The organism is Providencia sp. PROV003 (assembly GCF_045040775.1).
Classification (GTDB): domain Bacteria; phylum Pseudomonadota; class Gammaproteobacteria; order Enterobacterales; family Enterobacteriaceae; genus Providencia; species Providencia huashanensis.
This window is the reverse complement of sequence record NZ_CP096369.1, coordinates 94,103-119,614: the sequence shown is the minus strand read 5'-3', so window position 1 is coordinate 119,614 and position 25,512 is coordinate 94,103. Positions and strand designations below refer to the sequence as shown.

Sequence of the window (25,512 nt, the reverse complement as noted above, 5' to 3'; positions counted from 1 at the left end):
TTATGGCATTTGAACATCACCCAATAGCTTTAGAGTTAATTGTTCGTAACCATCCCGGCGTGATGTCACATATATGTGGCTTATTCGCACGCAGAGCTTTTAACGTTGATGGCATTCTTTGTATGCCAATTAAAAATAAAGATGAAAGCCGGATATGGCTGTTGGTGCAAAAAGACGAGCGTCTATCACAAATGATTAATCAAGTTGAAAAGCTTGAAGATGTGAGAGAAGTTCGTTTCAGTGACGATTTACGTCTCTTCGAAACCATGCAGAATTATTTGCAGTAATGCTTATCAGCATCTTTTTTAATAGCCTACACAATGCGTGTGGGCTTTTTTTATCATGATTAATTTTCAACGTAGTATCATAAATAAGGGTTTCCTAAAGCGAACAAAGGTGGTATAAATTTAAGCGGTTATAGAAATAGTTTAGGGAATGAAAAGCGAATACATTCTGCTAAATTGAATAATAAAAGGTACGAAAGTTATGCAGAACAACATTTATCTCACCAATACTTACCAATATGAAGTAGAAACAGTTCTATTAAAACAAGGTAGTGACGAGGAAGGGCACTGGGTTGCACTACAAGATAACATTTTCCATCCACAAGGTGGTGGGCAACCCGCTGATACTGCTTGGGTTAATAATGAGCCCGTTCGTATTAAGAAACACCTGAACGGTTTGATTGTTGCTTATCTCCCTGATGGGATAAATTTAAATTTAGAGAGCACCGTTGTTGCAGCCATTGACGGAGAAAAACGTCAACGATATGCCGCACTGCATACCGCAGGGCATTTGTTAAACTGGGAATTACGGCGTTTTGGCTGGCTTGCACAAAAAGGGCATCATTTTCCTGATGAATCTCGAGTCGAGTTTTGTATGATGGATGGTGAGGTTGTGCCGTTTGAAAAACTGGATAGTCAATATATTGAAGATATTGTTAATCAAAGCATTAGCAGTGGCCGGAAAGTTGAAATAAAACAAAACGACGAGCTGAGGATCAGTTATATCGACCAAACTGAAGAAATGCCATGCGGAGGAACGCACGTTGGTTCATTGGATAGCATTACGCATTTTTCAATTAAGTCGATGAAATATAAAAAAGGGACGTTGCGCATTAGCTATGATGCACAACATGCCTCGGTTTAAACACCTTCGCTGATATGGGAGTAAGTCATGACTACAGTCGCTTGTAACTCTCCCTCTATGCATAAATAAGAATGTGGAAAATCACCGCTAAATGCATAAAAATCGCCTGCTTCTAGAATGATGTTTTGATCGTTATGCAAACGCAACATTAGTGAACCTGAATTCACCATAATGTGCTCATGGGTTCCACTCATATGCGCAGGGCTATTAATAATAGCCCCTCTTTTCATGGTTAATTGCCAGATTTCGGAGATATTCCCCATACTAATACGGAATTTAAATTGCTGTGAATATTCCTCTTCACTCGAGGACCCTTTGACAAAGTAGGGATAAGCTTCATGTTGGCGTGTAAATAAATCGCTAAGCGGAAAACGCAGCGCGATGGCAATCGATTCTAATGTATCAATACGTGGGTTTGAATCGCCGGATTCTAATTTGGATAATGCGGCTTTTGAGATCCCAGATAGGCGAGATAGTTCATTCAAAGAAAGGTTTCTAGCTTGCCTAAGTAAACGGATCTTTTGACCAATTTTTATATTAATTTTTTTATCCACAATATGGCTTTCCCTAAATTCCAATTCATTATGCTAATTCTACATGACTCAGTAGAACTAATCACATATTCTCCATCTTATATTGTATTTAAAGAGGTTATTTTATTTTTTGATATAGTTTTAAAATTTACCCACAAAAAAATAAGGCTATTTAATCTGTCCTAAAAAATTTATAGTGAGAGTATCAAAAATTTTAGGAGTTAAATCAGTATGCCGTTTGGGTTATTAACGCCAGAGATGGCGATTTGTTTTGTGACTTTACTTTTCGCTTATTTGGTTTTTGGTATGGCGGGGTTTGGCTCAGCTCTTATCGCAACTCCTGTGCTGGCTATGTATTTGCCCTTAAGTATGATTGTCCCAATATTAGCGCTAATTGATTTAACTGCGGCCATTTTAAATTTATTTAGAGATGGGAAAAAAGCCGATTATCAAGAGATAAAATGGATAATTCCACTAATGGTAATAGGAAGTTTAATTGGAGCCGCTATTTTATTAAAAACGCGACCGGATATTTTAGTATTATTACTGGGTTTGTTCGTGATCGGTTATGTATTAAACACTTTCTTCTCCAAGAAAGTGAAAACACCATTTTCCAAAGCACTTGTTGTTCCATTCAGTTTAATAGGCGGTATTTTCAGTGCCTTATTTGGTAGTGGTGGGTTTATCTATGCGATGTATTTATCGAGCCGAATTGAAGATAAACAACGTTTTCGTATCACCCAGATGACACTGATTGGCTTTAGTACTCTTACCAGAGTAATCATATTCTTGGTTATGGGTGTTTATCTAAATATTGATATTTTATTGATTGCTTTGGCATTTTCCCCGGCAATGTTAATCGGTATTTGGGCGGGTAGGCATATTACCTTAAAAATTTCCCGTGAAGCATTTTTGAAAATTATTAATATTGTTATTTTAGTCTCAGGAATCGCATTGTTATATCGATATTTTTTTGTTCTTTAGTTCATCTAAGGCATTAAAATAAATAATACAATCTGCTTTTGTAGAGATAAATAGCGGAATATATTAGTCATGCTACAATTGATGAGCTAACTATAGTTTTCATTAGTGGCTTATTGGTTTTTTATTTTAAATAGTTATTTATTCATGGAGTTAAAACCTGTTTCTTTTGAAGAGGAAACGAGTTAAGTTCAAAATGAGCTCTGATAATCAGTTTTTGCAAAATTGTCGTCGTTCCCCGTTTTTCGCTATTTTTACGATCACCATGAGTATTGCTGTTATTGGTATCGTGATCGGGTTAAGTATACCGATGGTCGCGCTTAGGTTACATAATTATGGTGTCAATGAATTGTATATTGGCATTATTTCCGCAGCACCTGCGTTAGGGATGTTTTTAATCGCGCCTGTAGTCCAACGTATTGTGTTATGGTCAGGTAAGCGAAAGGCCATGTTATTGGCAACCATCATTTCTGCTGTGAGTTTATTGCCATTACTCAGTACCTTACCGCTGTGGTTATTATTTCCTTTGCGGCTCGTTACTGGTTTGGCTAGTGGTGTGATGATTTGTTTAGGGGAAACGTGGATCAATGAACTATCCCCAGAAAATAAGCGGGGCCGCATATTGGCGATTTATACGACTGTCTTTACAGTGAGCCAATTACTCGGGCCATCATTTATTGCTTATTATGGCGTGGAAGACAAATCACCATTATTAATTTGTACATTGATCCATTTAATTTCGGTGGCGTTATTTCTTTTGATGGATCAAAAAGTTGGTGATCATTCCGCAGAGGCTGCCGCGAAGTCTAATTTCTCTATTATTCAGTTTGTAAAAATTGCCCCAGGTATTTGCGGTGGGATTTTATTTTTTGCTTTTTTTGATGGCACTATTCTATCTATGTTTCCAATCTATGGGATGGGGATGGGCCACACAGAGGCTGTTGCTGCATTAATGATTAGCGCAATTTTAGCCGGTGATGCGATTATGCAACTGCCGTTTGGCTGGCTAGCTGACCATATGAATAGAGAAAAACTGTATCGAATTTGTGGTGTTGTGACATTAGGTGCAAGTTTTTTACTCCCTTTTTTGATAGACCAACCTTATCTTATTTGGGGGTTGTTGTTTGTTTTAGGGGCAACAGCAGGGGCAATTTACACCATCGCATTAGTCCAGATAGGCCAGTATTTTAAAGGGAATGAATTAATTGTAGCGAATGCTGCCGCCGCTATGCTGTGGGGGATCGGTAATTTATCTGGGCCGCTGTTAGGGGGCATTGCTACATCTATTTCACCTTCAGGCCTACCAGTGTTACTGATTTTATCTGCGGCTATCTTTTTATGGTTTACTCGTGAGAAGTACAGTGCTCAATCTATTGAACAATTAACAAATTAATTAATTTAGCGGTGCACTACAGGTAGGGAGTACACCGCTTATCGATTACTCAATAGCTTTATATACCACTAAGTTTTCACGATCTTCATCTGGTCTATGATTGTGCCAAAATAACTTCATACCTTGTGGGGCCGGTTTAATTTCTTTTGATAGTACAATTAACCAACGGCATTGTGCGGGGCGCTCAAAACGATCTTGGCGTTGGTGTAAGATACCAGTGTAATAATAGAGCATGGGTGCTTCTGATTCGCCAATATTATCTGAAGCCATACAGTCAGTTGCAGTAAATTGGCCTGCTAAGTGTTGATCTAAATCGACAAAAACCCCCTCAAAACCTTTAGTGTAATCAACCCATCCGAGAAATAAGGTTAAAATCACGCCCCAGACGCAACATAGCCCAAGTAACCAATTTTTCATCATCTGAAATGCAGGTGAAATAGGGTTAGCGATGATTTTATTACGTAAAAACCAAACTAAGGTAATGACTAAGCCACTCACAAAAGCCACTGAGGAAAATGGCATCTGGTAGCTCATCGGTAGCCAGCGACTAAAAGGGCTGAGCCATTCTTGCTGGTGGCCTGTTAATGCTATTAGGTAACAGGCCCAAAGAAATAGAATCAGTAATGACCAGAATATTGCCGCGAAATATGAAATATAACGTAAAATTTTCGCTGGAGCAGCTAAGAGTGTTTGTGTTGCTAAAATCGCCATTGGGGCAATAAATGGGAGCAAATACAAGGCACGACCTGAAGCTGAAAGCTGCAAAAAAACAATGCCTAATAAAGGAAATAGGGTGAGTAAATATTGGTTTTGATTGAATAACCGCTTGATAGGGTGCCTTAAAAAATATGCTGTAGCCAGTAGACCCGAAGGAAAGGCGAACAATAAAACGGCAGCTGGAATACGTGTTAAATTGGCTTTTGCACCTAATTTTTCGACAGAAAACCCGAAAAAGCGACCAATATTGTTTTCCCAAAACCACACCATAAATAAGTCAGGATGCTGCAAGTATAAATGGATAGGCCAAGGTAAAATAGCAACAAGGGCGATTAACCCTGCGGATAAACTGAATAGCCAGAATTGCTTGGTTCTACATTGGCGAATAAAAATAGGGGATAAAATTAAGCAAATCCATAAAACGCCGGGGATGAAAACCCCTTTTGAGAGCATTGTGATTACCGTCCCTAGGGATAACCAAAGGCTAGACATCAACAGTTTCTGTTGCTGTATTAGCCCGAGTAACCCATAAAGGCCGATAGTTGCCCCAGCCATAAGAGCAACATCTGTGAACATATCATGGCTGTGGCGCAGAACCCCCGGAGCACAGGCATAGAGTGCGAAAGCTAACCAAATGCGTGTATCCGTAAAGTCTTTAGCTTGGAAAAAGCGGCGCGCTAAGCATAAAAAGAAAGCGAAATTGAGCGCTGAAAACAGCAAAGTTGCACTACGAGCTGCATCATAAAGGGGCATAAAACCAGAAAATAAATGGGATGTAATAGTAGCAACCCAATAATAAAGCGGAGGTTTTTCCATGAATGGTTCACCCGCATTTGTTGGGACTAACCATTCATTAGTTTCATACATGGTTTGAATAATGCCAAAGCTATAATTTTCATCTTGCTTCCAAGGGCTATGGCTATATATTCCCGGTAATAAATACATTGCGAGGAAACAAATAAAAAGTAGTAAAACACCCCGTTGTAAAGTGATTATTGATGTATTCTTATTTGACATTTTAATATGTTTTTTGTGTTCGTTATTATAAATAAATCAGAATTATAACTATGGTTGACAATAATTGAGTGTATATATATATGAATTATATTCACTCCATGTATGTTTTATTTTCTCAATAAAAACAACGTAAAAAAGCATGTTTAATGGTTTGTATGAAAATTATTCTACCATAAATAAATATTTTTTAAGTTGTTCGTTTTGTAAGAAAATATTCTGTGATTATACCAAGAAAAATAATCACTCTCTTTAAACAAACGCTATATGAAAAGTAATTAGTTATTTTTACTTAAAATAACTACGATGAAAATAAAGGGAATTTTAGAAAGTCCGTTTAAGGCTCAGAGGGGAATAGATATTTTTTATCCTTAAGGAAGTACTTAGCAAAAAAACTGATAAGCCTTTGTTGAATACGAAAGGGGGAATATCAGGGGGATATGCTAAAAACACTTGATCATTAGCCCGTTTTAGAACGATAATTGCCCTCCTCACAATACGTTTTATTCTAATTTCAAAGCCAAACGATTGCGTAACTGTTTTTATAGAGAATTTATTCTCAATTGGTTTTATTTTTTGAAAACGTAATCGTTTACGTCAACGTATGCGTTAGGCGTCAGCACTATTTGAGAGTATTCGTTTACTATTAACAGCAGAGGTACACCATGTCAGGCCAACAGGCGTCATCCAACTGTAAATTGGATTCATTTTTTAAGATAACAGCACGCGGGTCTTCAGTTCGCCGTGAAATCATTGCAGGGCTAACTACATTCTTAGCGATGGTTTATTCTGTCATCGTTGTGCCTGGTATGCTGGGACAGGCTGGTTTCCCTCCAACCGCTGTTTTTATTGCAACATGTTTAGTGGCGGGGTTTGGTTCTTTGCTGATGGGGCTATGGGCAAATTTGCCAATGGCCATCGGCTGTGCGATTTCATTGACAGCTTTTACTGCATTTAGCTTAGTTTTAGGGCAAAAAATTAGTATACCCGTGGCACTAGGCGCCGTTTTTCTAATGGGGTGTTTATTCACCATTATCTCTGTTACAGGTATTCGTAGCTGGATCTTACGTAATATGCCAATGGGGATTGCCCATGGTACAGGGATAGGTATTGGTTTGTTTTTATTGCTAATCGCAGCAAATGGTGTTGGTTTAGTGATCAAAAACCCAAATGCAGGTTTACCTGTCGCTCTGGGGGAATTTACCTCTTTCCCTGTGTTAATGTCACTCGTTGGGCTAGCGGTTATTTTTGGTTTAGAAAAACGTCGTGTTCCGGGCGGCGTTCTACTGGTGATTATCGCTATTTCAATTATTGGGTTGATTTTTGACCCCGCTGTCCAATATCAAGGTTTCTTTAAATTACCATCATTGGGTGACGATGGGCTATCTCTAGTATTTAGTATGGATATTATGGGGGCTTTACAACCCATGGTATTACCAAGCTTGCTTGCGTTGGTGATGACAGCTGTCTTTGATGCAACAGGGACAATTCGTGCCGTTGCGGGGCAAGCTAACCTTTTAGATAAAGATGGGCAAATTATTGATGGTGGTAAGGCGCTAACTGCCGACTCAGTGAGTAGTATTTTTGCTGGTGCGATCGGTGCATCTCCTGCCGCAGTCTATATTGAATCAGCAGCAGGAACCGCAGCGGGTGGTCGTACAGGGTTAACGGCTGTGGTTGTTGGGGTACTCTTCCTCTTAATTTTATTTTTATCACCATTATCTTATTTAGTGCCTGCTTATGCGACAGCACCTGCGTTGATGTATGTGGGCCTGTTGATGCTAAGTAATGTCTCTAAACTTGATTTTGATGACTTTGTTGATTCAATGTCAGGTTTACTGTGTGCGGTGTTTATTGTTTTAACTTGTAATATTGTGACTGGTATTATGCTTGGTTTCGCCGCATTGGTGATTGGCCGTATTTGTGCGGGTGAATGGCGTAAACTGAATGTGGGAACTGTGATTATTGCGGTGCTTTTAGTGGTATTTTATGCCTCAGGATTAGCTATTTAAGGTTCATAATATTTAAATAAGGCGATCTTATCGCCTTATTTAACGTTTTATATCGATTAATCGCAAAATGGTAATTTTTTCCCCGAAAAATAATTGCTAAGGATAAAATAGATATAAGGCGGTGAACCAAGTGGAAGTCCATAGTTTCCACTCGTTACTGGCTCGATTTGAACAATCATGGTCTGGACGGTGCTATCTCTTACTATGCGGCGGCAGGCAAATTTTAGACTTTGGTCGTCTGGTTAATCAGTAAGGGCAACATGGAAATTTTCTTTACTATTTTGATTCTGATTTTAGCGGTCTCTATTTCTGGAGTTGCCGTTAAAGTTTTACCTATTCGAATTCCGCTTCCCCTCATTCAAATTGCTATCGGTGCATTACTTGCATGGCCTCAATTTGGCTTGCATGTCACTTTTGACCCTGAACTATTTATGGTTCTACTGATCCCACCTTTGCTGTTTGTTGATGGTTGGAAGACACCAACACGTGAATTTTTCCAAAATGGCCGAGAAATTTTTATTTTAGTGTTGGTTTTGGTGTTAGTGACTGTAATCGGCATTGGCTATTTAATTTACTGGTTAATGCCGGGTATACCTTTAATTGCCGCTTTTGCGCTTGCCGCGGTATTGTCACCTACAGATGCCGTAGCGTTATCTTCCATTGTTGGGAAAGGGCGAATTCCTAAGCGGATGATGAGCGTACTTGAAGGTGAAGCTCTGATGAACGATGCTTCCGGTCTGGTTGCATTAAAATTTGCCGTCGCAATTGCGATGGGCACGATGGTGTTTAGCACTTCAGGTGTCACCATTGAGTTCTTCAAAGTCGCTGTGGGTGGTTTACTGTCGGGGATTATCGTTACTTGGCTATACAGTAAATCATTGCGCCTTATGAGCCGTTGGAGTGGCGACGACCCAGCAACACAAATTGTGTTTATGCTCTTGTTACCATTCGCATCATATATGATTGCAGAGCATATTGGTTTTTCAGGTATTTTAGCGGCAGTTGCAGCAGGGATGACCATCACAAAATCAGGTGTGATCCGTAACGCTCCATTAGCGATGAGGTTACGTGCAGATAGCGTTTGGTCAATGCTTGAGTTTGTCTTTAACGGTTTAGTTTTCATTATGTTAGGGCTACAGCTACCGGGTATCTGGGAAACGTCAGTTATCCAAGCAGAACTTGATCCTAGTGTAGAAACGTGGATGCTATTTGCAGCGGTAGCCGTGATTTACTTTGCTTTATTGTTACTCCGTTTCTGCTGGCTGTGGCTAATGAAAAGGTTTAGCCGGTTGTTCTTAAAGAAAAAACCACTGCAATTTGCCAATTATACTGTGCGTGAACTCTGGCTTGCTTCCTTCGCAGGGGTTCGTGGGGCAATTACTTTAGCGGGTGTGCTTTCAATCCCTCTATTTTTAACCGATGGCTCTCCATTCCCTGCTCGTTATCAGTTAATTTTTATTGCTGCGGGGGTGATTCTATTCTCTATTTTTGCTGGGGTTATCGCTTTACCCTTATTACTGCGTAATTTTAAAGTGGGTGATAAGGATGCCGATGCTAACGAAATTCGTATGGCTAAAGCCGCAATGGCTGAAGTCGCGATTGTCAGCTTAAATAAAATGCAAGAGCGTTTATCTGCGGATGTCGAGGAAAAGCTAGATTCCGAAGATATTAGCGAGGTGGCATCCCGTGTGACGGGGTATTTAAGGCGCCGAACGGCTGGGCAGGATGAAATAGAACACAGCTTGCAGATTGAAGACTTGGAGCGTCGTTTCCGTTTAACCGCGCTTCGTGCGGAACGCGGTGAGCTCTATCACTTACGTGCGACGAAGAAAATCAGCAACGAAACGCTACAATCTTTACTAGTTGACTTGGATTTATTGGAAGCTGTATTGATCGAAAAAGAGCATTAAGGCTAAAAAACGAGTATTCTACTCACACCCCTTAAGTTTGAGACAAAATACAGCATTATGTGGTTACTTGTTATTACGACGCTGCTTTGGGCAGCGTCTTTTAGTCTTATAGGCGAATACCTTGCTGGCCAAGTTGACAGTTGGTTTTCGGTATTGGTGCGTGTTGCACTTGCTTCGTTAGTTTTCTTACCTTTCTTACGTTGGCGTCAATTTAGCCTCAAGGTGATTGCTCTGTATATGGCGGTAGGTGCTTGCCAACTTGGGGTGATGTATCTTTTTGTATTCCATGCCTATCAATACCTAACGGTAGCTGAGTTTTTACTTTTTACGGTATTAACGCCGTTATATGTGACGTTGATTTATGATTTGTTAGAACGACAACCACTCCGTAAAGGTTACTTATTTAGCTCACTACTCGCTGTAATTGGTGCTGCTATCATACGTTATGATCACTTAAGTGAATCTTTTTGGTTAGGTTTACTCTTCGTGCAGTTAGCAAATATCTTTTTTGCTATTGGGCAGGTAGGTTATAAGCGGTTGATGGAAATACACCCTATTCCTCAACATCAGGCATTTTCATGGTTTTATCTGGGCGCTACGCTAGTTGCACTGATTGGCTGGTTGTTATTTGGCAATAAATCAATGATGCCAACGACAACGCTTCAATGGGGGGTATTATTGTGGCTTGGCATTGTGGCGTCAGGAATTGGCTACTTTATGTGGAACTATGGTGCCACAAAAGTTGATGCTGGAACCCTTGCTATAATGAATAACATGATGGTTCCAGCAGGGTTATTAGTGAATTTTGCTATTTGGCAACAGCACCCTGATTGGTTGAGCTTTACCATAGGATCGAGCTTGATAATTGCTTCTCTTTGGGTGCATAGGCGTTGGATCCTTTCGCGCCCTTTACATAAGACAAGTTCTCCACAGCATGATCCGTCGCGGTCGCAGTAAAAGCCTCAATGGCTGGCTGGCGCTGCTCCCCCTCACGGCAAGCAGCGTACAGTCGGCTCCATAAACCACTCCCCAGTGTTTTTGTTTTAATCAGACCTTGTTTTTCAAAGGAATCAACCGCCCAGTGAGGGAGCGCTGCTATCCCCATTTTTGCTGCAACCATTTGAATTAAAATTAATGTGTTATCTACATTTTTTACATTGGGTGAGACCCCAGCTGGTTGTAAAAAATGACGCCAAACATCAAAGCGATCCCGTTGTACTGGGTAGATGAGCAGGGTTTCGTCTGCCAAGTCATGGGGCTCAATATACGGCTTTTTGGCTAACGGATGGTCATTGGAGACAATCAGTTTCACTTCATAGTCAAACATAGGTGTGTAGTGTAGGCCTTGCTCCGCCAATATGTCAGATGTCATCACGATATCTAATTCCCTTGAGAGTAACTCCGGCTGGGGGTCGAAAGTGACACCCGATTTAAAATCAACGCTGACTTGTGGCCAAGTTTGCCGAAATTGTTGCAAAGCAGGGGTTAACCACTGAATACAGCTGTGACACTCAATGGCAATACGTAATGCACAAACGCCAGGTTCATTACATACGCGGATCGCATCTTTCACTAATGGCAAGACTTGCTGTGCGAGTTGCAGCAAAACTTCGCCTTGTGGTGTGAAACGTAATGGTTGGCTTTTGCGAATAAATAGCCGAAAACCTAGTCTGTGCTCTAAATCACTAAACTGGTGAGACAGGGCCGACTGTGTCTGGTGCAAGTGGGTCGCCGTTGCAGCTAATGAACCGTATTGGCTGAGCGCTTGCAATGTTTTTAAGTGTTTTAATTCGATCATGAAAAACCTTCACCGTGATAATGAATAATTTGCGCTTGTGCTTTATACAGTACCTGTTGATTATAGATGTGTAAACATCTAGACGGCTAAATATTTTAAGGGGTCAATATGTCTGTTATAAATCATACGCTTGGGTTTCCACGTGTTGGACTAAAAAGAGAATTAAAACGTGCACAAGAAGATTATTGGGCAGGCAAGATTGACCAAGCTGCTCTATTAGACGTCGGTCACGTATTACGCGTTCGCCATTGGGAACAACAAAAAAATGCGGGAGTTGAGCTATTACCTGTTGGTGATTTTGCTTGGTATGACCAAGTACTGACAACCAGCTTACTATTAGGAAATGTGCCTCCGCGTCACCAAAATGAAGATGGTTCAATTGACTTAGATACACTATTTCGTGTCGCTCGTGGTCGTGCACCAACGGGAACACCAGCCCCAGCAGGGGAAATGACTAAATGGTTTAACACCAACTACCACTATATCGTGCCAGAATTTCAAAAAGGGCAAAAGTTCGCATTATCATGGACGCAATTATTTGACGAAGTGGATGAGGCATTAGCGTTAGGTCATAAAGTAAAACCTGTGATTATTGGTCCTATAACTTACCTATGGTTAGGGAAAGTTAAAGGTGGAGCCTTTGACCGTTTATCATTGCTAAATGAATTATTGCCTGTTTATCAGGAAATTCTTTCACGTCTCGCAGAAAAAGGTATTGAGTGGGTACAAATTGATGAACCTGCTTTAGTGTTAGATTTACCTGCGCAATGGCAAGAAGCGTATCAACAGGCTTATCAGGCGCTATCGGGTAACACAAAATTGCTGTTAACCACCTATTTTGATGGTATTAGCCACCATTTAGATTTAATTAAAAGCCTCCCTGTTCAAGGCTTACATGTTGATGTTGTGGCAGGCGCTGATGATATTGAAGAGCTACATAAAGCGCTACCCGAAGATTGGGTATTATCACTCGGTATTATCAATGGGCGTAACGTATGGAAGGCCGATTTAGGTGAAAAATTCTCACGGGTGAAACCGTTATTAGGTCAGCGTAATTTGTGGGTTGGCACCTCATGTTCATTACTGCATAGCCCCATTGACCTGAATGATGAAACCCGTTTAGATACAGAAGTGAAAAGTTGGTTTGCTTTTGCAATACAAAAATGTGAAGAACTCGCTTTACTGACAAAAGCGCTAAATCAACCAACAGAAAATCATATTGCTACACTAGAAACATATAGTGCGCCAATCCGAGCTCGCAAAACATCAACTAGGGTGAATAACGCGGCGGTAGCACAACGTTTAGCGGCTATTCGTGATGGTGATACACAACGTAGTAGCCCGTATTCACAGCGTGCACAGCGTCAACGTGAGCGCTTTAACCTGCCATTATGGCCAACAACAACCATCGGCTCTTTCCCTCAAACCAGTGAAATTAGAACATTACGCTTAGATTTTAAAAAAGGTAATGTGGATAAAACTTATTACCGCACCAATATTAGCGAGCACATTAAACAAGCGATTAAAGAACAAGAAATTTTAGATATTGACGTGCTAGTTCATGGTGAAGCAGAACGTAATGACATGGTTGAATATTTTGGTGAACATTTTGACGGCTATGTTTTCACCCAAAATGGTTGGGTGCAAAGCTATGGCTCGCGCTGTGTGAAACCCCCTGTCATTATTGGCGATATTAGCCGCCCAGAGGCGATTACAGTGGAATGGGCAAAGTATGCTCAATCGTTAACAGAAAAACCGGTTAAGGGGATGTTGACAGGCCCTGTGACGATCCTCTGTTGGTCTTTCCCTCGTGAAGATGTTAGCCGTGAAACGATTGCGAAACAGATTGCGTTAGCATTACGTGACGAGGTTGATGATTTACAAAAAGCGGGGATTGGCATTATTCAAATTGATGAGCCTGCCTTACGAGAAGGTTTACCACTGCGCAGAGACGAGTGGGCAGATTACTTAAAATGGGCGGTTGATGCATTCAAACTCAGTGCTGCAGTTGCACAAGACAATACTCAAATTCATACCCACATGTGTTATTGCGAGTTTAATGACATCATGGATTCCATTGCTGCATTGGATGCGGATGTGATCACCATTGAAACATCACGTTCGGATATGGACTTGCTAGACGCATTTGAGACTTTCCATTATCCAAATGAAATTGGGCCTGGGGTGTATGATATTCACTCACCAAATGTGCCAAGTGTGGAATGGATTGTCGCGTTGCTGAGAAAAGCGGAAAAACGTGTTCCTGTTGAACGTTTATGGGTTAACCCTGATTGCGGATTAAAAACCCGCGGTTGGTCAGAGACTCGTCAAGCCTTAGCCAATATGGTTCAAGCAGCAAAACAACTGAGAAGTGAGCACTAAAAATAAAGTCAGTAAGTGACAAAGGGCAGGGGGAACCTGCCCTTTTTTATAAAATTAGCACAAAATTTAACTTTAATAATTTAAAAATGCGGTTATATATTTCAGTTACTCTTTGTTGATAATAAAACTAAATGTGAATGCGATTTTTTGCCAAATTAATAGGGAAAACAATATGTTTAAAATACCAATGAAAAAATCATTGTTACAAACAAGTACAGCGGTATTTTTATTAATTTCTATTTGGAGTTCATCGGCTTATGCTATTGACCACATTATTGAAACAACAAATGGAAAAGTCCAAGGCAGTACACAACAGTCGTTAGTCACATGGACTGGTATTCCTTATGGTAAAGCTCCTCAAGGGGAGTTGCGCTGGAAAAAACCAGAACCAGTGAGCCAGTGGTCTGAAACGTTTGATGCAACTAAGCCTGCTCAAAATTGTATTCAAACTAGCCAATCAGGGGCGATAGGTACTGAAGATTGTTTGAATCTTAATATCTATAGGCCTGACGATAATCAGAAAAACCTCCCTGTTTTGTTTTACCTACATGGTGGAAATAACCAAACAGGGACTTCAGCCGAATTTAACCCTCAGTTGGTTGCAACGGAACTAAATGCAGTGATCGTTACCGTCAACTATCGTCTTGGCGCACTCGGTTTTAACCCTCTTCAAGCACTTAACACAGGGGATAAGATAGAAGACTCTGGAAACTACGCGTTATTAGACATTAAGCTTTCACTGGATTGGGTAAAAGAAAATATTGCTGCATTTGGTGGAAACCCAAATAACATTACCGTCTCCGGTTTCTCTGCGGGGGGACGAGATGTTATGGCAATGCTGATCTCCCCAATATTTGAGAACTCATTCAATAAAGCGATTGTATTTAGCGGAGGAATGACAACGGCAAATAAAAACCAAGCAGAACAAATTTTTGCTGACCGATTAGCCAAGTTAGTGGTTCGAGATAATAAAAAACCAACACTAGATTTAGCGAAAGAGTGGCTTTTAAGCGGCTCACCAGATGTTAAAGCGTATCTTTATCAACTCCCAGCCGCAGACCTAGCGACGTTATTTGGCGATGCTGGCATTAGAATGTCACAGTTTCCACACCTGTATCGGGATGGGGTAGTACTACCTAAAAATGGTTTTGAAACAAACGAATATCACTCAGTCCCCATTATCATGGTCACTGGGCAGGGGGAGTTTTCTTTATTTGCTCGAGGTGATAAGCGTTTTGCGGGGGCAATAGCAGATGGCTCATTAGCGACGAATACTCGCCTTTTGAATCAATATGATTTTGCGAATAAATATGGCAGTTTGTTTTATAGCCTGTTTAATGTGAATCAATCGGCCCAAAAGATGTACCCTCATTACAAGGCACCGATTTATGGTGTGGAATTTAGTTTGGGCAGTGATGAAGTTGTGACGGGCAGCCAACTTGCCCCATTAGGTTCTTTCCATGGTATTTTTTTGGCACTGTGGGATAAAACAAAGTTTAGCCCGTTCACTCAAGAATTGGTTAAATTAGAGGGGACGAAAGATGTCAGACAGAAATTTAATGGCTACTTAGCTAATTTTTTATTGAATGGTGTACCATCGAATAAAGGCCAAATTGAATGGAAGCCTTGGTCACCAGAAAATGAACAAGCAGGGGAATCATTACTTGTTATTAATGCAAATAAAATAAAATCAATTATTTATATGAGTAATAAACCATATCAATACGATGATGTTGTTGCTTTGATTGAGCAAGATAATACGGTAACCCCAGAAGAGAAACAGCAAATAATAACGCAAGTACTTAATGGGCGTTGGTTCAGTGAGCCTTTAGATAAACAGTTTTCTCACAAAGAAACGCAATAGCGTTTTGCTGTCCATAAAATGGTTGATAAGCCTAAAATAAGGTTTATCAACCAGCTAACGCTTAACCAAAGAGTTTTGATTTCAGAAGGTTCATACCAATGGAGGCAAGATCCAAGTTTTCTGGGATTTCTCCATTTGGTGTCGCATTATCGACGAGTTGCGGAAGGTATTTTGCCACTAAATCTGAAGTTGACTGTGCATCAAGGCCGACACTTTGAGCGAGTTCTTGGATATTAACATTGCCAAATACTTGCATTAGCTGGTTATTATCGATAGGCAAGTTCTCACCTTCACTAATCCAAGATGCAATAACACCGCCTAACCCTTGCTCGTTAAACTTTTCAACAACACCGCTTAAGCCCCCTTGGTTTTCAAGCCAATCGATGACTGATTGAAATTGTTGCATTTTATCGCCAGCAACCATTCCCATTACTTGTTCAAATAAACCCATTTTAACTCCTCACAATATGTCAGCTAATGCTTAACAGCTATAGATATAACCCTAGTATGGAACATGACACTAAAAAAGTAGCGGGTTATTTTGGTCGATTTAGCCTTAAGGTCAATAAAAATAACGTACTGAGGACAACTTAGCCTAAAAATATATTTTTCAGCATATTGTAGTGGGACAAATAAACACAACCAGCATCACATTTTTTATCACATTATCCTGTGAATGTCTTTGTAGTGATGTTAAATCATTAATTTATTGTTATTCAGGTAGTTACGTCTATTTTGTTTGTTTTTTATATTATTCTTAATGTGACGTTAGTCATGTGTTTGTGAATTTTATTGTGTGAAAATTCACAACAGTCACGAAGATTAACAACATCAGGGGTCATTATGGGAAATTTCGTTAATAATATTGGCGTTATTGGCCTTGGTTCCATGGGAATGGGGATAGCCCAATCTTTAATAAAAAATAATATTTCTACCTATGGATTTGATTTAAACCAAGATGCTTGCCAACGCCTTCTTCGCACAGGGGCAAAAGGCGTTGGGCAAGATGCAGCAGAATTTGCTCATCTCATTGATGCTTTATTACTGGTCGTTGTTAATGGTCGTCAGGTTGAGGCTATTTTATTTTCGGGTGAAAAACCACTCGTGGAGCAGCTACGTCCAGGCACCATCATTGTTTTACACAGCACCTTAGCGGCTGAGCAAACCAAAAGCATTGCTCAACGCCTTGCTGAATACCAGTTACCTCTGGTCGATGCGCCGATTTCAGGGGGCTCCATTAAAGCAGCGGATGGCAAGTTAACCGTTATGGCATCAGGAGCACCTGTATTATTTGAAAAACTATCACACGTGTTCGAAGCAATTTCTGAACGTCTATATCGTGTGGGTGACGAAGTCGGTTTAGGTTCAACAGTAAAAACGATCCACCAGCTATTGGCTGGAGTGCATATTGCGGTTGCTGCGGAAAGCATGGCCTTAGCATCCAAAGCGGGTATTGACCTAGCGGTAATGTACGACATTGTGACTCATGCGGCTGGGAATTCATGGATGTTTGAAAACCGTATGCAACATGTATTAGACGGTGATTATACCCCGAAATCCTCCGTCGATATTTTTGTGAAAGATTTAGGGTTAGTAATGGAAACGGGGAAGGCGCTAAATTTCCCATTACCACTGGCAGCCACAGCTCACCAAATGTTTATTTCAGCTAGCAGTGAGGGGTTTGGGCAGCAAGATGATAGTGCTGTGATCAAAACATTTAAAGGTATTACTTTACCGGAGAAAAAAGCATGACAGTGAAGTTAGGTGTGATCGCCGATGATTTTACCGGTGCAACTGATATTGCAGGTTTTATGGTGCAAAACGGTTGGAAGGTAGTTCAATTATTGAATGAACCTGATGAAAACACAGTGATACCACAAGGTGTTGATGCAATTGTTGTTAGCTTGAAAAGTCGTTCTTGTCCAGTGGATGAAGCAGTCAATGCCTCGGTGAATGCATGCAATTGGTTGAAGAAAAAAGCCCAGTGCCAACAAATTTTCTTTAAATACTGCTCGACATTTGACTCGACAGAAAAAGGAAATATCGGCCCAGTCACTGATGCATTGATGAAACAACTCGGTACGACTCTCGCATTAGTTTGTCCTGCGCTGCCCGTTAATGGTCGAACCGTAGTTCATGGCCACTTGTTTGTTAATGGTCAATTGCTCAATGAAAGCGGTATGCAGCACCATCCAGTTACGCCAATGACTGATGCAAATTTATTACGGGTGATGGAAAAACAGTCAAAAGGTAAGGCGGGTTTAATCAAACTTGCTGACATCCAACAAGGTAGCGAAGCCGTTAAATCACAATTAACTGAATTAGCCCAACAAGGGGTGAACTACGCCATTGTTGATACCTTGACGATGGATGATCTGTTACCTATCGCACAGGCAGTAAAGACTATGCCTCTATTGACCGGGGGGTCCGGTTTAGGCGCCGCATTAGCAAACATTGATAGCCAATGTGCATGGGGTGAAAACAGCGCTCGAGGTGAAAAGCCAACGGGAACAACTCGGAAAACGGTGATTTTATCAGGTAGTTGCTCGGTTATGACTAATAAGCAAGTACAGGCTTATCAAAAAGTTGCCCCAGCAAAGGCCTTAGATGTTGGTGAATGTTTAGCTAACCCTGAGTATGCAAAGTTGTTAGCTACTTGGGTACAAGAACAGCAAGGTGGAGGGTTAGCACCTTTATTATATGCCACTCAACCACCTGAATTACTGAAAAAAACGCAAGAAAAATACGGTGCAGCAGAGTCCAGCGCAGCAGTTGAAAATGTGTTTGGAGAGGTTGTGAAGTTACTTCAATCACAAGGGTATGACACCTTTATTATTGCTGGTGGTGAAACCTCAGGGAAAGTAGTTCAAAGCCTAGGTACAGAACAATTAAGTATTGGTTCACCAATCGCCCCTGGTGTTCCATGGGTACAAGATTTAGCAAGCGGTAGCTGGTTAGCGCTGAAATCAGGTAATTTCGGCCAAGAAAATTTCTTCCAGTTTGCACAGGAGATGTTTAATGAGTGATGAAAAGGCGCTGCGCCAAGAACTAGTCGATTGGGCTAAGTCAATGTTTAACCGTGGATATAGCAGCGGTGGTGCAGGAAATATTAGTGCTCGGTTACCTGATGGGTGCATTATTGTAACACCCACAAATTCAAGCTTTGGTGATTTAGACCCAAATAGATTGAGCAAATTAGATGCCGAAGGTAACTGGATAGACGGTGATAAACCAACGAAAGAAGTGTCTATGCATATGGCGATGTATTTACAACGCCCTGATTGCCAAGCGGTTGTCCATCCTCATTCCCCTTGGTTGACCGCATTATCTTGTTTGCCGGGGTTGGATACTAAAAACTGCTTACCGCCAATCACCCCTTATTACGTGATGCGAGTAGGTAAATTACCATTAATTGAGTACCTGCCTCCGGGGGATGACCGTATTGGTGAGGAAATTGCCAAATTGGCACCGACCCATAACGCGGTATTGTTATCGAATCATGGCCCCGTAGTGGGAGGGAAAACATTAAGACAAGCATTCTTTAATACTGAAGAATTAGAAGATACTGCTCGTCTGTACATCACCTTACGCCCACACGGCTTTACAACATTAACGCAAGAGCAAGTTGAGCAGCTCGAAAGTCGTTATCCACAAAAGTAAGGAAACAGAAATGGCTAAATTTGCGGCAAATTTAAGCATGATGTTTAACGAAGTGCCTTTTATGCAACGTTTTGCAAGTGCAGCGAACGCAGGGTTCAAAGGTGTTGAGTATCTTTTCCCTTACGAAGAAGATGCTAATGCGATTGCCGGTGAACTCAAAAAATACAATTTAACTCAGGCTTTATTTAATATGCCAGCAGGTGACTGGGGAGCGGGAGAGCGCGGTATGGCTTCTATTCCGGGTCGTGAGGCTGAGTTTGCTGAAGGCGTACAAACTGCATTGAAATACGCGAAAGCGTTGGGCTGCAAGCAAGTGCATGCAATGGCGGGTAAAGTGGATGAAAACTTCACACTTGAGCAGCAAAAAGCGTGTTTTATCAAAAACATTCAACATGCTGCGGATGTTATGGCAGAACACGGTATTCGTGTACTGATCGAGCCGATTAATACTCGTGATATGCCGGGGTATTTTTTAACGACTCAAAAGCAAGCCGAAGCGCTATTACCTGAAATTAACCGTGAAAATGTCTTTATCCAGTTAGATTTATATCACTGCCAAATTATGGAGGGTGATTTATTGAAAACGATTGAGCGTTTATGGGGCAAGTTTAGTCATATTCAAATAGCGTCAGTGCCATATCGCCATGAACCGGATAGTGGCGAAGTTAATTATCCATGGATTTTTAAAAAATTAGATGAAATGGGTTACGAAGGTTGGTTAGGATGTGAATATCACCCTGCTGGCCGTACCGAAGATGGGTTAGGCTGGTTAAAACAAGCAAATTCATAATGAGGAAAACCTATGCTTCCTTCTGAGCGTCGTGATTTTATTTATCGTTATGTGCATGAGCACCAAACTGTTTCAATTAGTGATTTAGTTGAGCTAATGAATGTTTCGCATATGACAGTACGACGTGATATCCGCATGTTGGAAGAAAAAGGGAAAGTAACCAGTGTTAGTGGTGGCGTTAAATTAAATGATGCACTACGCCAAGAGCTCCCTTGGAGTGAAAAAGCACGGTTGCATCACCGTCATAAACGTGAAATTGGGCAGTTTGCTAGCTCATTAGTTGAAGATGGGCAAGTTGTGTATCTCGATGCTGGGACGACGACCTTTGAAATTGCACGAGTACTCGGTGAGCGTTTTAATTTAACTATTGTCACTAATGATTTTTCTATCATGCAGTATCTGATGAATAAGTCACAGTTAAACCTGTATCACACCGGGGGGCAGGTAGATAAACGTAACCATTCTTGCGTAGGCAATACCGCGGCAATGATGCTGCAAACGTTAAATGTGGACATTGCGTTTATCAGTACGAGTTCATGGGATATACAGCATGGGGTTTCGACCCCACATGAAGAAAAAGTTCAGATAAAACAGACTCTACTTGATGTTGCTCGCCGTTGCGTGCTGGTTTCAGATAGTAGTAAGTTCGGCAAATATGGCATGTTCCGTGTTTGTCCATTGAATCAATTGCACGACATTATTTGCGATGACCAACTGCCAACGGATGTCGTGCAACGGATAACAGAACAAAACATAAAACTTCATTTAATCAAGACATAAAACATAAATAATCTTACCTAGAACTGCATAGCCAGTTAAAAGGCTATAGCAAGGAGAATTACAATGAAAGTTATTATTACTGGTGGCGCAGGCTTTCTGGGCCAGCAGCTAGCCGCTGCTTTGCTTAAAAATACTCAGGGCTTAAATTTTGACCACCTTGTTTTAGCCGATATTCAGTGCCCTACAGCACCCATTGAGGATGCACGAGTCAGTTGTGTTGCGTTAGATTTAACACAGCCAGGTGCGGCCGATAAACTGATTGATGCGCAAACTGATGTGGTTTTCCACCTAGCAGCTATCGTCAGTAGCCACGCTGAAAGTGATTTTGACTTGGGTATGAAGGTTAACTTCGAAGCAACTCGCCAATTATTGGAAGTTGCACGTGCCAAAAACCCAGCAATCAAATTTATGTTCACCAGTTCGCTAGCAGTGTTCGGCGGAGAATTACCTGAGGTGATCACTGATTTATGTGTGGTTAATCCTCAATCTTCTTATGGCGCCCAAAAAGCCATGTGCGAGCTGATGGTCAATGATTATTCACGTAAAGGTTATGTGGATGGGCGTGTTATGCGTTTACCAACCATTAGTATCCGTCCAGGTGTGCCAAATAAAGCCGCTTCTTCATTCGCGAGTGGCATTATTCGTGAGCCATTAAATGGGATTGAAAGTGTTTGCCCTGTCTCTCCTGATCTCGCTTTATGGTTATCCAGCCCTGAAACAGTTATCAATAATTTTATCCATGCTGTCAGTATTCCAGCAGAAAAATTTGGTAAATCGCGCACAGTCAATCTGCCGGGGATCACCGTTACTGTACAAGGCATGATTGATGCACTGCGTGAAGTTGCAGGGCAAGACGCTGTTGATCTTATCCGATTTGAACCAGATGAAGCTATTAATCGTATTGTGGCTAGCTGGCCGGGTAAATTTGATATCAGCCGTGCTTTGGAACTTGGCTTCCGTGCAGATGGCTCTTTCAGTGATGCGATACGCTCGTTTATCACTCACCATGGCGCATCCAAGTAGGAGATAAACTATGTCCTATATTCCTGTTATTGGCCTCGCGGTGGCCATATTTGTCCTGATATTTTTAGTATTACGAACGCGTGTTCATGCGCTGTTAGCGATGCTAATTGCTGCTGCAATCGCAGGTATTTCTGGTGGATTGACAGCAGCAGAGACAGTGACAGTAATTACGAAAGGCTTTGGGTCAACACTCGGTAGCATTGGTATTGTTATCGGACTCGGGGTAATGATGGGAAGGGTATTGGAAGTTTCCGGTGCCGCTGAACAGATAGCCTATAGCTTTATCAAATGGTTAGGTAAAAAACGCGAAGAGTGGGCATTGGCAATTACTGGTTATATTGTCAGTATCCCTATCTTTGTTGATTCTGCTTTCGTCATCTTATATCCATTGGCAAAAGCACTGGCAAAAAACGGTAAGCGCAGCATCTTAACATTAGGAGTTGCACTTGCTGGTGGGCTCGTTGTTACACACCATACTGTTCCGCCAACACCAGGTCCTTTAGGCGTTGCAGGTATTTTCGGTGTTGATGTCGGGGCGATGATCCTTGCTGGGATGAGCCTTGCTCTCCCCTGTGTTATTGGTATTGTTTTTTACGCAAAATGGTTAGGCACTAAATATCCTGAGTTTATGCCAGATGAAACGGGCAGCGAAGATTTAAAAGAAGTTCATGCCCGTTACATGGAAGAAAAAGCAAATAAACCATTACCAAGCTTATTTTTATCATTATTACCGATTATCACGCCAATTTTGCTGATCTTTATTAATGCAATTAATGGCTTGATTTTGAAAACAGCACCATTCCAAGGTATGGAAGGCAATTGGTATTTCCAGACTTTTGAATTCTTAGGTGCGCCGATTATTGCTTTATCAATAAGTGTATTGATCTCTGTATACACATTAATGCCAAAAGCAACGAAAGAAGAAGTCATTGACCGTATGGAAGAAGGCTTGCAATCGGCGGGGATCATCCTATTAGTTACTGGTGCTGGTGGTGCATTAGGTGCGGTGTTACGTGATAGCGGAACAGGGAACATTCTTGCTGAGCATGTTGCTAACTTGCCTATTACACCTGTATTAATTCCGTTTATTATCGCGACATTGGTTCGTTTGATCCAAGGCTCTGGTACAGTTGCAATGATCACAGCAGCATCTATTTCTGCGCCGATCATTAGCCAAATACCCGATATTAACTTATTAGTTGCGGCGCAAGCGGCAACAATGGGGTCTCTGTTCTTCGGTTATTTCAACGACAGCCTATATTGGGTTGTGAACAGAATGATGGGAATAAAGGACGTTAAACAACAAATTATTGTTTGGTCTATCCCTACCACTATTGCGTGGGGTATAGGTTTAGTTGGTGTCCTTATCCTTGATGTAGTTCTCTAACATAGCGTTATTATTTTTAGTTCTGCCAAATAATCAAAGCGCCCAGCTATTAGGGGCGCTTTTTGTGGTTATGACAAACTTTCATCTATACTGGTATCAACGGATTTTAAATAGACATAGCGCAAATGTTAATTTGTGATGAATATCACTAAATAATGAAATTAAGTTTTTATTGTTTTCATTAAAAGTGACGCTTATCACTAAAAGTTAATGGTTTTCTCGCTATATTACTAGTTACGATTAATCAGTGATGACTGATTTAATGATGCCATTGTGTAAAGGAGTTTGAAATGTCTGACGTTTTCCACTTAGGTTTAAAGAAAAGTGACTTACAGGGTGCAACTGTAGCGATTGTTCCTGGGGACCCTAACCGTGTTGAAAAAATTGCACGTCTGATGGATAACCCTGTACACCTTGCATCATTGCGTGAATATACCTCTTGGCGTGGTGAGCTCGATGGAAAAGCGGTTATTGTGTGCTCAACAGGTATTGGCGGTCCGTCAACATCTATTGCGGTTGAAGAACTCGCTCAGCTAGGCATTCGTACTTTCTTACGTATTGGTACAACAGGCGCAATCCAAGAAGATATTAATGTTGGTGATGTGTTAGTCACAACAGGTGCAGTACGCTTAGACGGTGCTAGCCAACACTTTGCGCCATTAGAATATCCAGCAGTTGCAGATTTTAATTGTACTAATGCTCTTTACGCTGCGGCAAAAGATGCGGGTGCGACAGTACATGTTGGGGTGACGGCTTCTTCAGATACCTTCTACCCAGGCCAAGAGCGTTACGATACTTATACCGGCCGTGTTATGCGCCATTTCAGAGGTTCAATGAAAGAGTGGCAGGACATGGGGGTAATGAACTATGAAATGGAATCGGCGACATTGCTCACTATGTGTTCCAGTAGCAAAGGCTTACGTGCAGGTATGGTTGCAGGCGTTATTGTTAACCGGACCCAGCAAGAAATTCCAAACGAAGCGTTACTGAAAAAAACGGAAGGTAACGTACTAAGCATTGTCGTTGAGGCTGCTCGTCGTCTGCTATAGTCAATAATTTACTGGCTCGCTTACTGAAATTTCACTCGGTTGTGGATGTAAAGTAGGCGAGCTTAGTCTCCGCACTTTCTTCCTGTATTCCCTCATTTATATTTTTCCTATAAATTTAGTAATTGCTAACAATTTACAGTGAATAATCTGATCCCCCTTATTTCGTAGATCTGTTATTGTCATAAAAACAATTATCAATATTATGTGCCCTCAAATTATTCAGGATGCATTTATTTTTGTAATCTGAATAAAAGCTGTGGGGCTAAAAGGAATTATTATGTCGACAACACCTTATCTTCACCCTTCAGTACTTCCTCTTAAAGGGGGGATTAACTTCCGCGATCTTGGCGGGAAAAAACTTCCTAATGGCAGCAAAATTAAACCTGGTATACTATTTCGTTCGGGGTCATTAGACCGCTTAACTCAAGAAGATGAATCCGTTTTACATTCACAAAACCTTTTTCAAATTATTGATTACCGTGATGAAGCTGAAATTTTAGATAAGCCTGATGTGATCTGGGAAGGGGCTCATTATATTCATGCGCCAGCGAATCCTTTAGCTAAGGAGGTTTCGGCTAACTTAGATAAACTGACCCCAGAAATATTAGAACAATTTGACCCACAAGCTTTTATGTTCCGTCTGTATGAATTATTACCGTTGAATAACCCAGCTTATCATCAACTGGTGAACTTACTGCAACAACCAGAGAAAGGTGGAATAGTCCAACATTGTGCTGTCGGGAAAGACCGTACCGGCGTTGGTTCAGCATTAGTCCTCTTTGCGCTCGGGGCCGATTTGGAAACCGTTATGGAAGATTATTTATTGACCAACGAAACACTAGCACCTTATCGCAAACATCTTTTAGCAGAGCATGCAAAAACGATGAATGAAAACATCGTTAAAAAGTTTGAGTATGTTTATTCCGTGCGCGAAGACTTTCTAATGACTGCCTTAAAGAGTATTGAAAGTCACTATGGTAATGTTGATAAATGGCTAGAGAAAGATTTTGGATTGGGGGCTGGCCAGCGGGAAGCACTGCAAAGTCATTTTCTTGATTGATCTATCTTAA

The 25,512-nt window shown here is 41.1% G+C and carries 22 protein-coding genes; 18 read left to right on the top strand and 4 right to left on the bottom strand.

What is annotated here, in order from left to right; genetic code table 11:
* The first annotated feature begins 2 nt into the window (after positions 1–2).
* Together ilvN and M1F14_RS00535 are read left to right on the top strand one after the other, a co-directional pair.
* Positions 3–287 carry an acetolactate synthase small subunit gene (gene ilvN / locus M1F14_RS00540; protein WP_042848850.1) on the top strand — a complete coding sequence of 95 codons (285 nt, stop codon included), beginning with the start codon at positions 3–5 and terminating at the stop codon, positions 285–287.
* A 199-nt stretch (positions 288–486) separates the two neighbouring features.
* Positions 487–1,149 carry an alanyl-tRNA synthetase gene (locus M1F14_RS00535; protein WP_042848849.1) on the top strand — a complete coding sequence of 221 codons (663 nt, stop codon included), beginning with the start codon at positions 487–489 and terminating at the stop codon, positions 1,147–1,149.
* Here M1F14_RS00535 and M1F14_RS00530 read toward each other — a convergent pair.
* Positions 1,146–1,703: a helix-turn-helix transcriptional regulator gene (locus M1F14_RS00530; RefSeq protein ID WP_042848848.1), complete on the bottom strand. Its 558-nt coding sequence runs from the start codon at positions 1,701–1,703 to the stop codon at positions 1,146–1,148. The genes M1F14_RS00535 and M1F14_RS00530 overlap by 4 nt on opposite strands.
* A 210-nt stretch (positions 1,704–1,913) precedes the next feature.
* Between M1F14_RS00530 and M1F14_RS00525 the strand changes: the two genes are divergently transcribed.
* Complete coding sequence (locus M1F14_RS00525; RefSeq protein ID WP_042848847.1) at positions 1,914–2,666, top strand: sulfite exporter TauE/SafE family protein; 753 nt, start codon at positions 1,914–1,916, stop codon at positions 2,664–2,666.
* Positions 2,667–2,859: 193 nt separating this feature from the next.
* Positions 2,860–4,056, top strand: coding sequence for an MFS transporter (locus tag M1F14_RS00520; protein ID WP_048608645.1), 1,197 nt, complete (start codon positions 2,860–2,862; stop codon positions 4,054–4,056).
* Between the two features lie 45 nt (positions 4,057–4,101).
* Here M1F14_RS00520 and M1F14_RS00515 read toward each other — a convergent pair whose 3' ends face one another.
* On the bottom strand, positions 4,102–5,790 hold the full coding sequence (locus M1F14_RS00515) for a glycosyltransferase family 39 protein (protein WP_166685919.1): 1,689 nt from the start codon (positions 5,788–5,790) through the stop codon (positions 4,102–4,104).
* Between the two features lie 662 nt (positions 5,791–6,452).
* Here M1F14_RS00515 and M1F14_RS00510 point away from each other — a divergent pair.
* The 3 genes from M1F14_RS00510 (at position 6,453) to M1F14_RS00500 (ending at position 10,666) form a co-directional block, all read left to right on the top strand.
* Positions 6,453–7,799 carry an NCS2 family permease gene (locus M1F14_RS00510; protein ID WP_042848844.1) on the top strand — a complete coding sequence of 449 codons (1,347 nt, stop codon included), beginning with the start codon at positions 6,453–6,455 and terminating at the stop codon, positions 7,797–7,799.
* Between the two features lie 260 nt (positions 7,800–8,059).
* A complete protein-coding gene (locus M1F14_RS00505) occupies positions 8,060–9,709 on the top strand; it encodes a Na+/H+ antiporter (RefSeq protein WP_048608641.1) in 1,650 nt (549 codons plus the stop codon).
* Between the two features lie 57 nt (positions 9,710–9,766).
* Positions 9,767–10,666 carry a carboxylate/amino acid/amine transporter gene (locus tag M1F14_RS00500; protein ID WP_071547681.1) on the top strand — a complete coding sequence of 300 codons (900 nt, stop codon included), beginning with the start codon at positions 9,767–9,769 and terminating at the stop codon, positions 10,664–10,666.
* Here the strand turns inward: M1F14_RS00500 and metR are convergent.
* The gene (gene metR, locus M1F14_RS00495) at positions 10,551–11,507 is read right to left on the bottom strand and encodes an HTH-type transcriptional regulator MetR (protein ID WP_042848842.1); all 957 of its coding nucleotides are present in this window, start codon (positions 11,505–11,507) and stop codon (positions 10,551–10,553) included. The two genes, M1F14_RS00500 and metR, sit on opposite strands and share 116 nt — an antisense overlap.
* A gap of 108 nt (positions 11,508–11,615) precedes the next feature.
* On the opposite strand from metR, the gene metE reads away from it, so the two are divergent.
* Positions 11,616–13,889: a 5-methyltetrahydropteroyltriglutamate--homocysteine S-methyltransferase gene (gene metE / locus M1F14_RS00490; RefSeq protein ID WP_181469067.1), complete on the top strand. Its 2,274-nt coding sequence runs from the start codon at positions 11,616–11,618 to the stop codon at positions 13,887–13,889.
* A 172-nt stretch (positions 13,890–14,061) separates the two neighbouring features.
* Entirely contained in the window at positions 14,062–15,753 is a 1,692-nt protein-coding gene (locus tag M1F14_RS00485; protein WP_232370513.1) for a carboxylesterase family protein, read from the top strand.
* A gap of 61 nt (positions 15,754–15,814) precedes the next feature.
* Here the strand turns inward: M1F14_RS00485 and M1F14_RS00480 are convergent, their stop codons facing one another.
* Positions 15,815–16,204 (bottom strand): YidB family protein, encoded by a 390-nt coding sequence (locus M1F14_RS00480; protein WP_048608635.1) that lies wholly within the window; start codon positions 16,202–16,204, stop codon positions 15,815–15,817.
* Between the two features lie 392 nt (positions 16,205–16,596).
* Between M1F14_RS00480 and ltnD the strand changes: the two genes are divergently transcribed.
* The 9 genes from ltnD (at position 16,597) to M1F14_RS00435 (ending at position 25,502) form a co-directional block, all read left to right on the top strand.
* Positions 16,597–17,505 carry an L-threonate dehydrogenase gene (gene ltnD / locus M1F14_RS00475; RefSeq protein WP_042848839.1) on the top strand — a complete coding sequence of 303 codons (909 nt, stop codon included), beginning with the start codon at positions 16,597–16,599 and terminating at the stop codon, positions 17,503–17,505.
* On the top strand, positions 17,502–18,779 hold the full coding sequence (gene otnK, locus M1F14_RS00470; protein ID WP_042848838.1) for a 3-oxo-tetronate kinase: 1,278 nt from the start codon (positions 17,502–17,504) through the stop codon (positions 18,777–18,779). Before ltnD ends, otnK begins: the two co-directional genes overlap by 4 nt.
* A complete protein-coding gene (locus M1F14_RS00465) occupies positions 18,772–19,413 on the top strand; it encodes an aldolase (RefSeq protein ID WP_181469068.1) in 642 nt (213 codons plus the stop codon). Before otnK ends, M1F14_RS00465 begins: the two co-directional genes overlap by 8 nt.
* Before the next feature lie 10 nt (positions 19,414–19,423).
* A complete protein-coding gene (gene otnI, locus M1F14_RS00460) occupies positions 19,424–20,203 on the top strand; it encodes a 2-oxo-tetronate isomerase (protein WP_042848836.1) in 780 nt (259 codons plus the stop codon).
* A 12-nt stretch (positions 20,204–20,215) separates the two neighbouring features.
* Positions 20,216–20,983 carry a DeoR/GlpR family DNA-binding transcription regulator gene (locus M1F14_RS00455; protein WP_042848835.1) on the top strand — a complete coding sequence of 256 codons (768 nt, stop codon included), beginning with the start codon at positions 20,216–20,218 and terminating at the stop codon, positions 20,981–20,983.
* 63 nt (positions 20,984–21,046) lie between these two features.
* Entirely contained in the window at positions 21,047–22,006 is a 960-nt protein-coding gene (denD, locus tag M1F14_RS00450) for a D-erythronate dehydrogenase (RefSeq protein WP_042848834.1), read from the top strand.
* A gap of 10 nt (positions 22,007–22,016) precedes the next feature.
* Positions 22,017–23,393: a GntP family permease gene (locus M1F14_RS00445; RefSeq protein WP_042848833.1), complete on the top strand. Its 1,377-nt coding sequence runs from the start codon at positions 22,017–22,019 to the stop codon at positions 23,391–23,393.
* Between the two features lie 290 nt (positions 23,394–23,683).
* Entirely contained in the window at positions 23,684–24,442 is a 759-nt protein-coding gene (gene udp, locus M1F14_RS00440; protein WP_042848832.1) for a uridine phosphorylase, read from the top strand.
* 277 nt (positions 24,443–24,719) lie between these two features.
* A complete protein-coding gene (locus M1F14_RS00435; RefSeq protein ID WP_042848831.1) occupies positions 24,720–25,502 on the top strand; it encodes a tyrosine-protein phosphatase in 783 nt (260 codons plus the stop codon).
* The last annotated feature ends 10 nt before the right edge of the window (positions 25,503–25,512 follow it).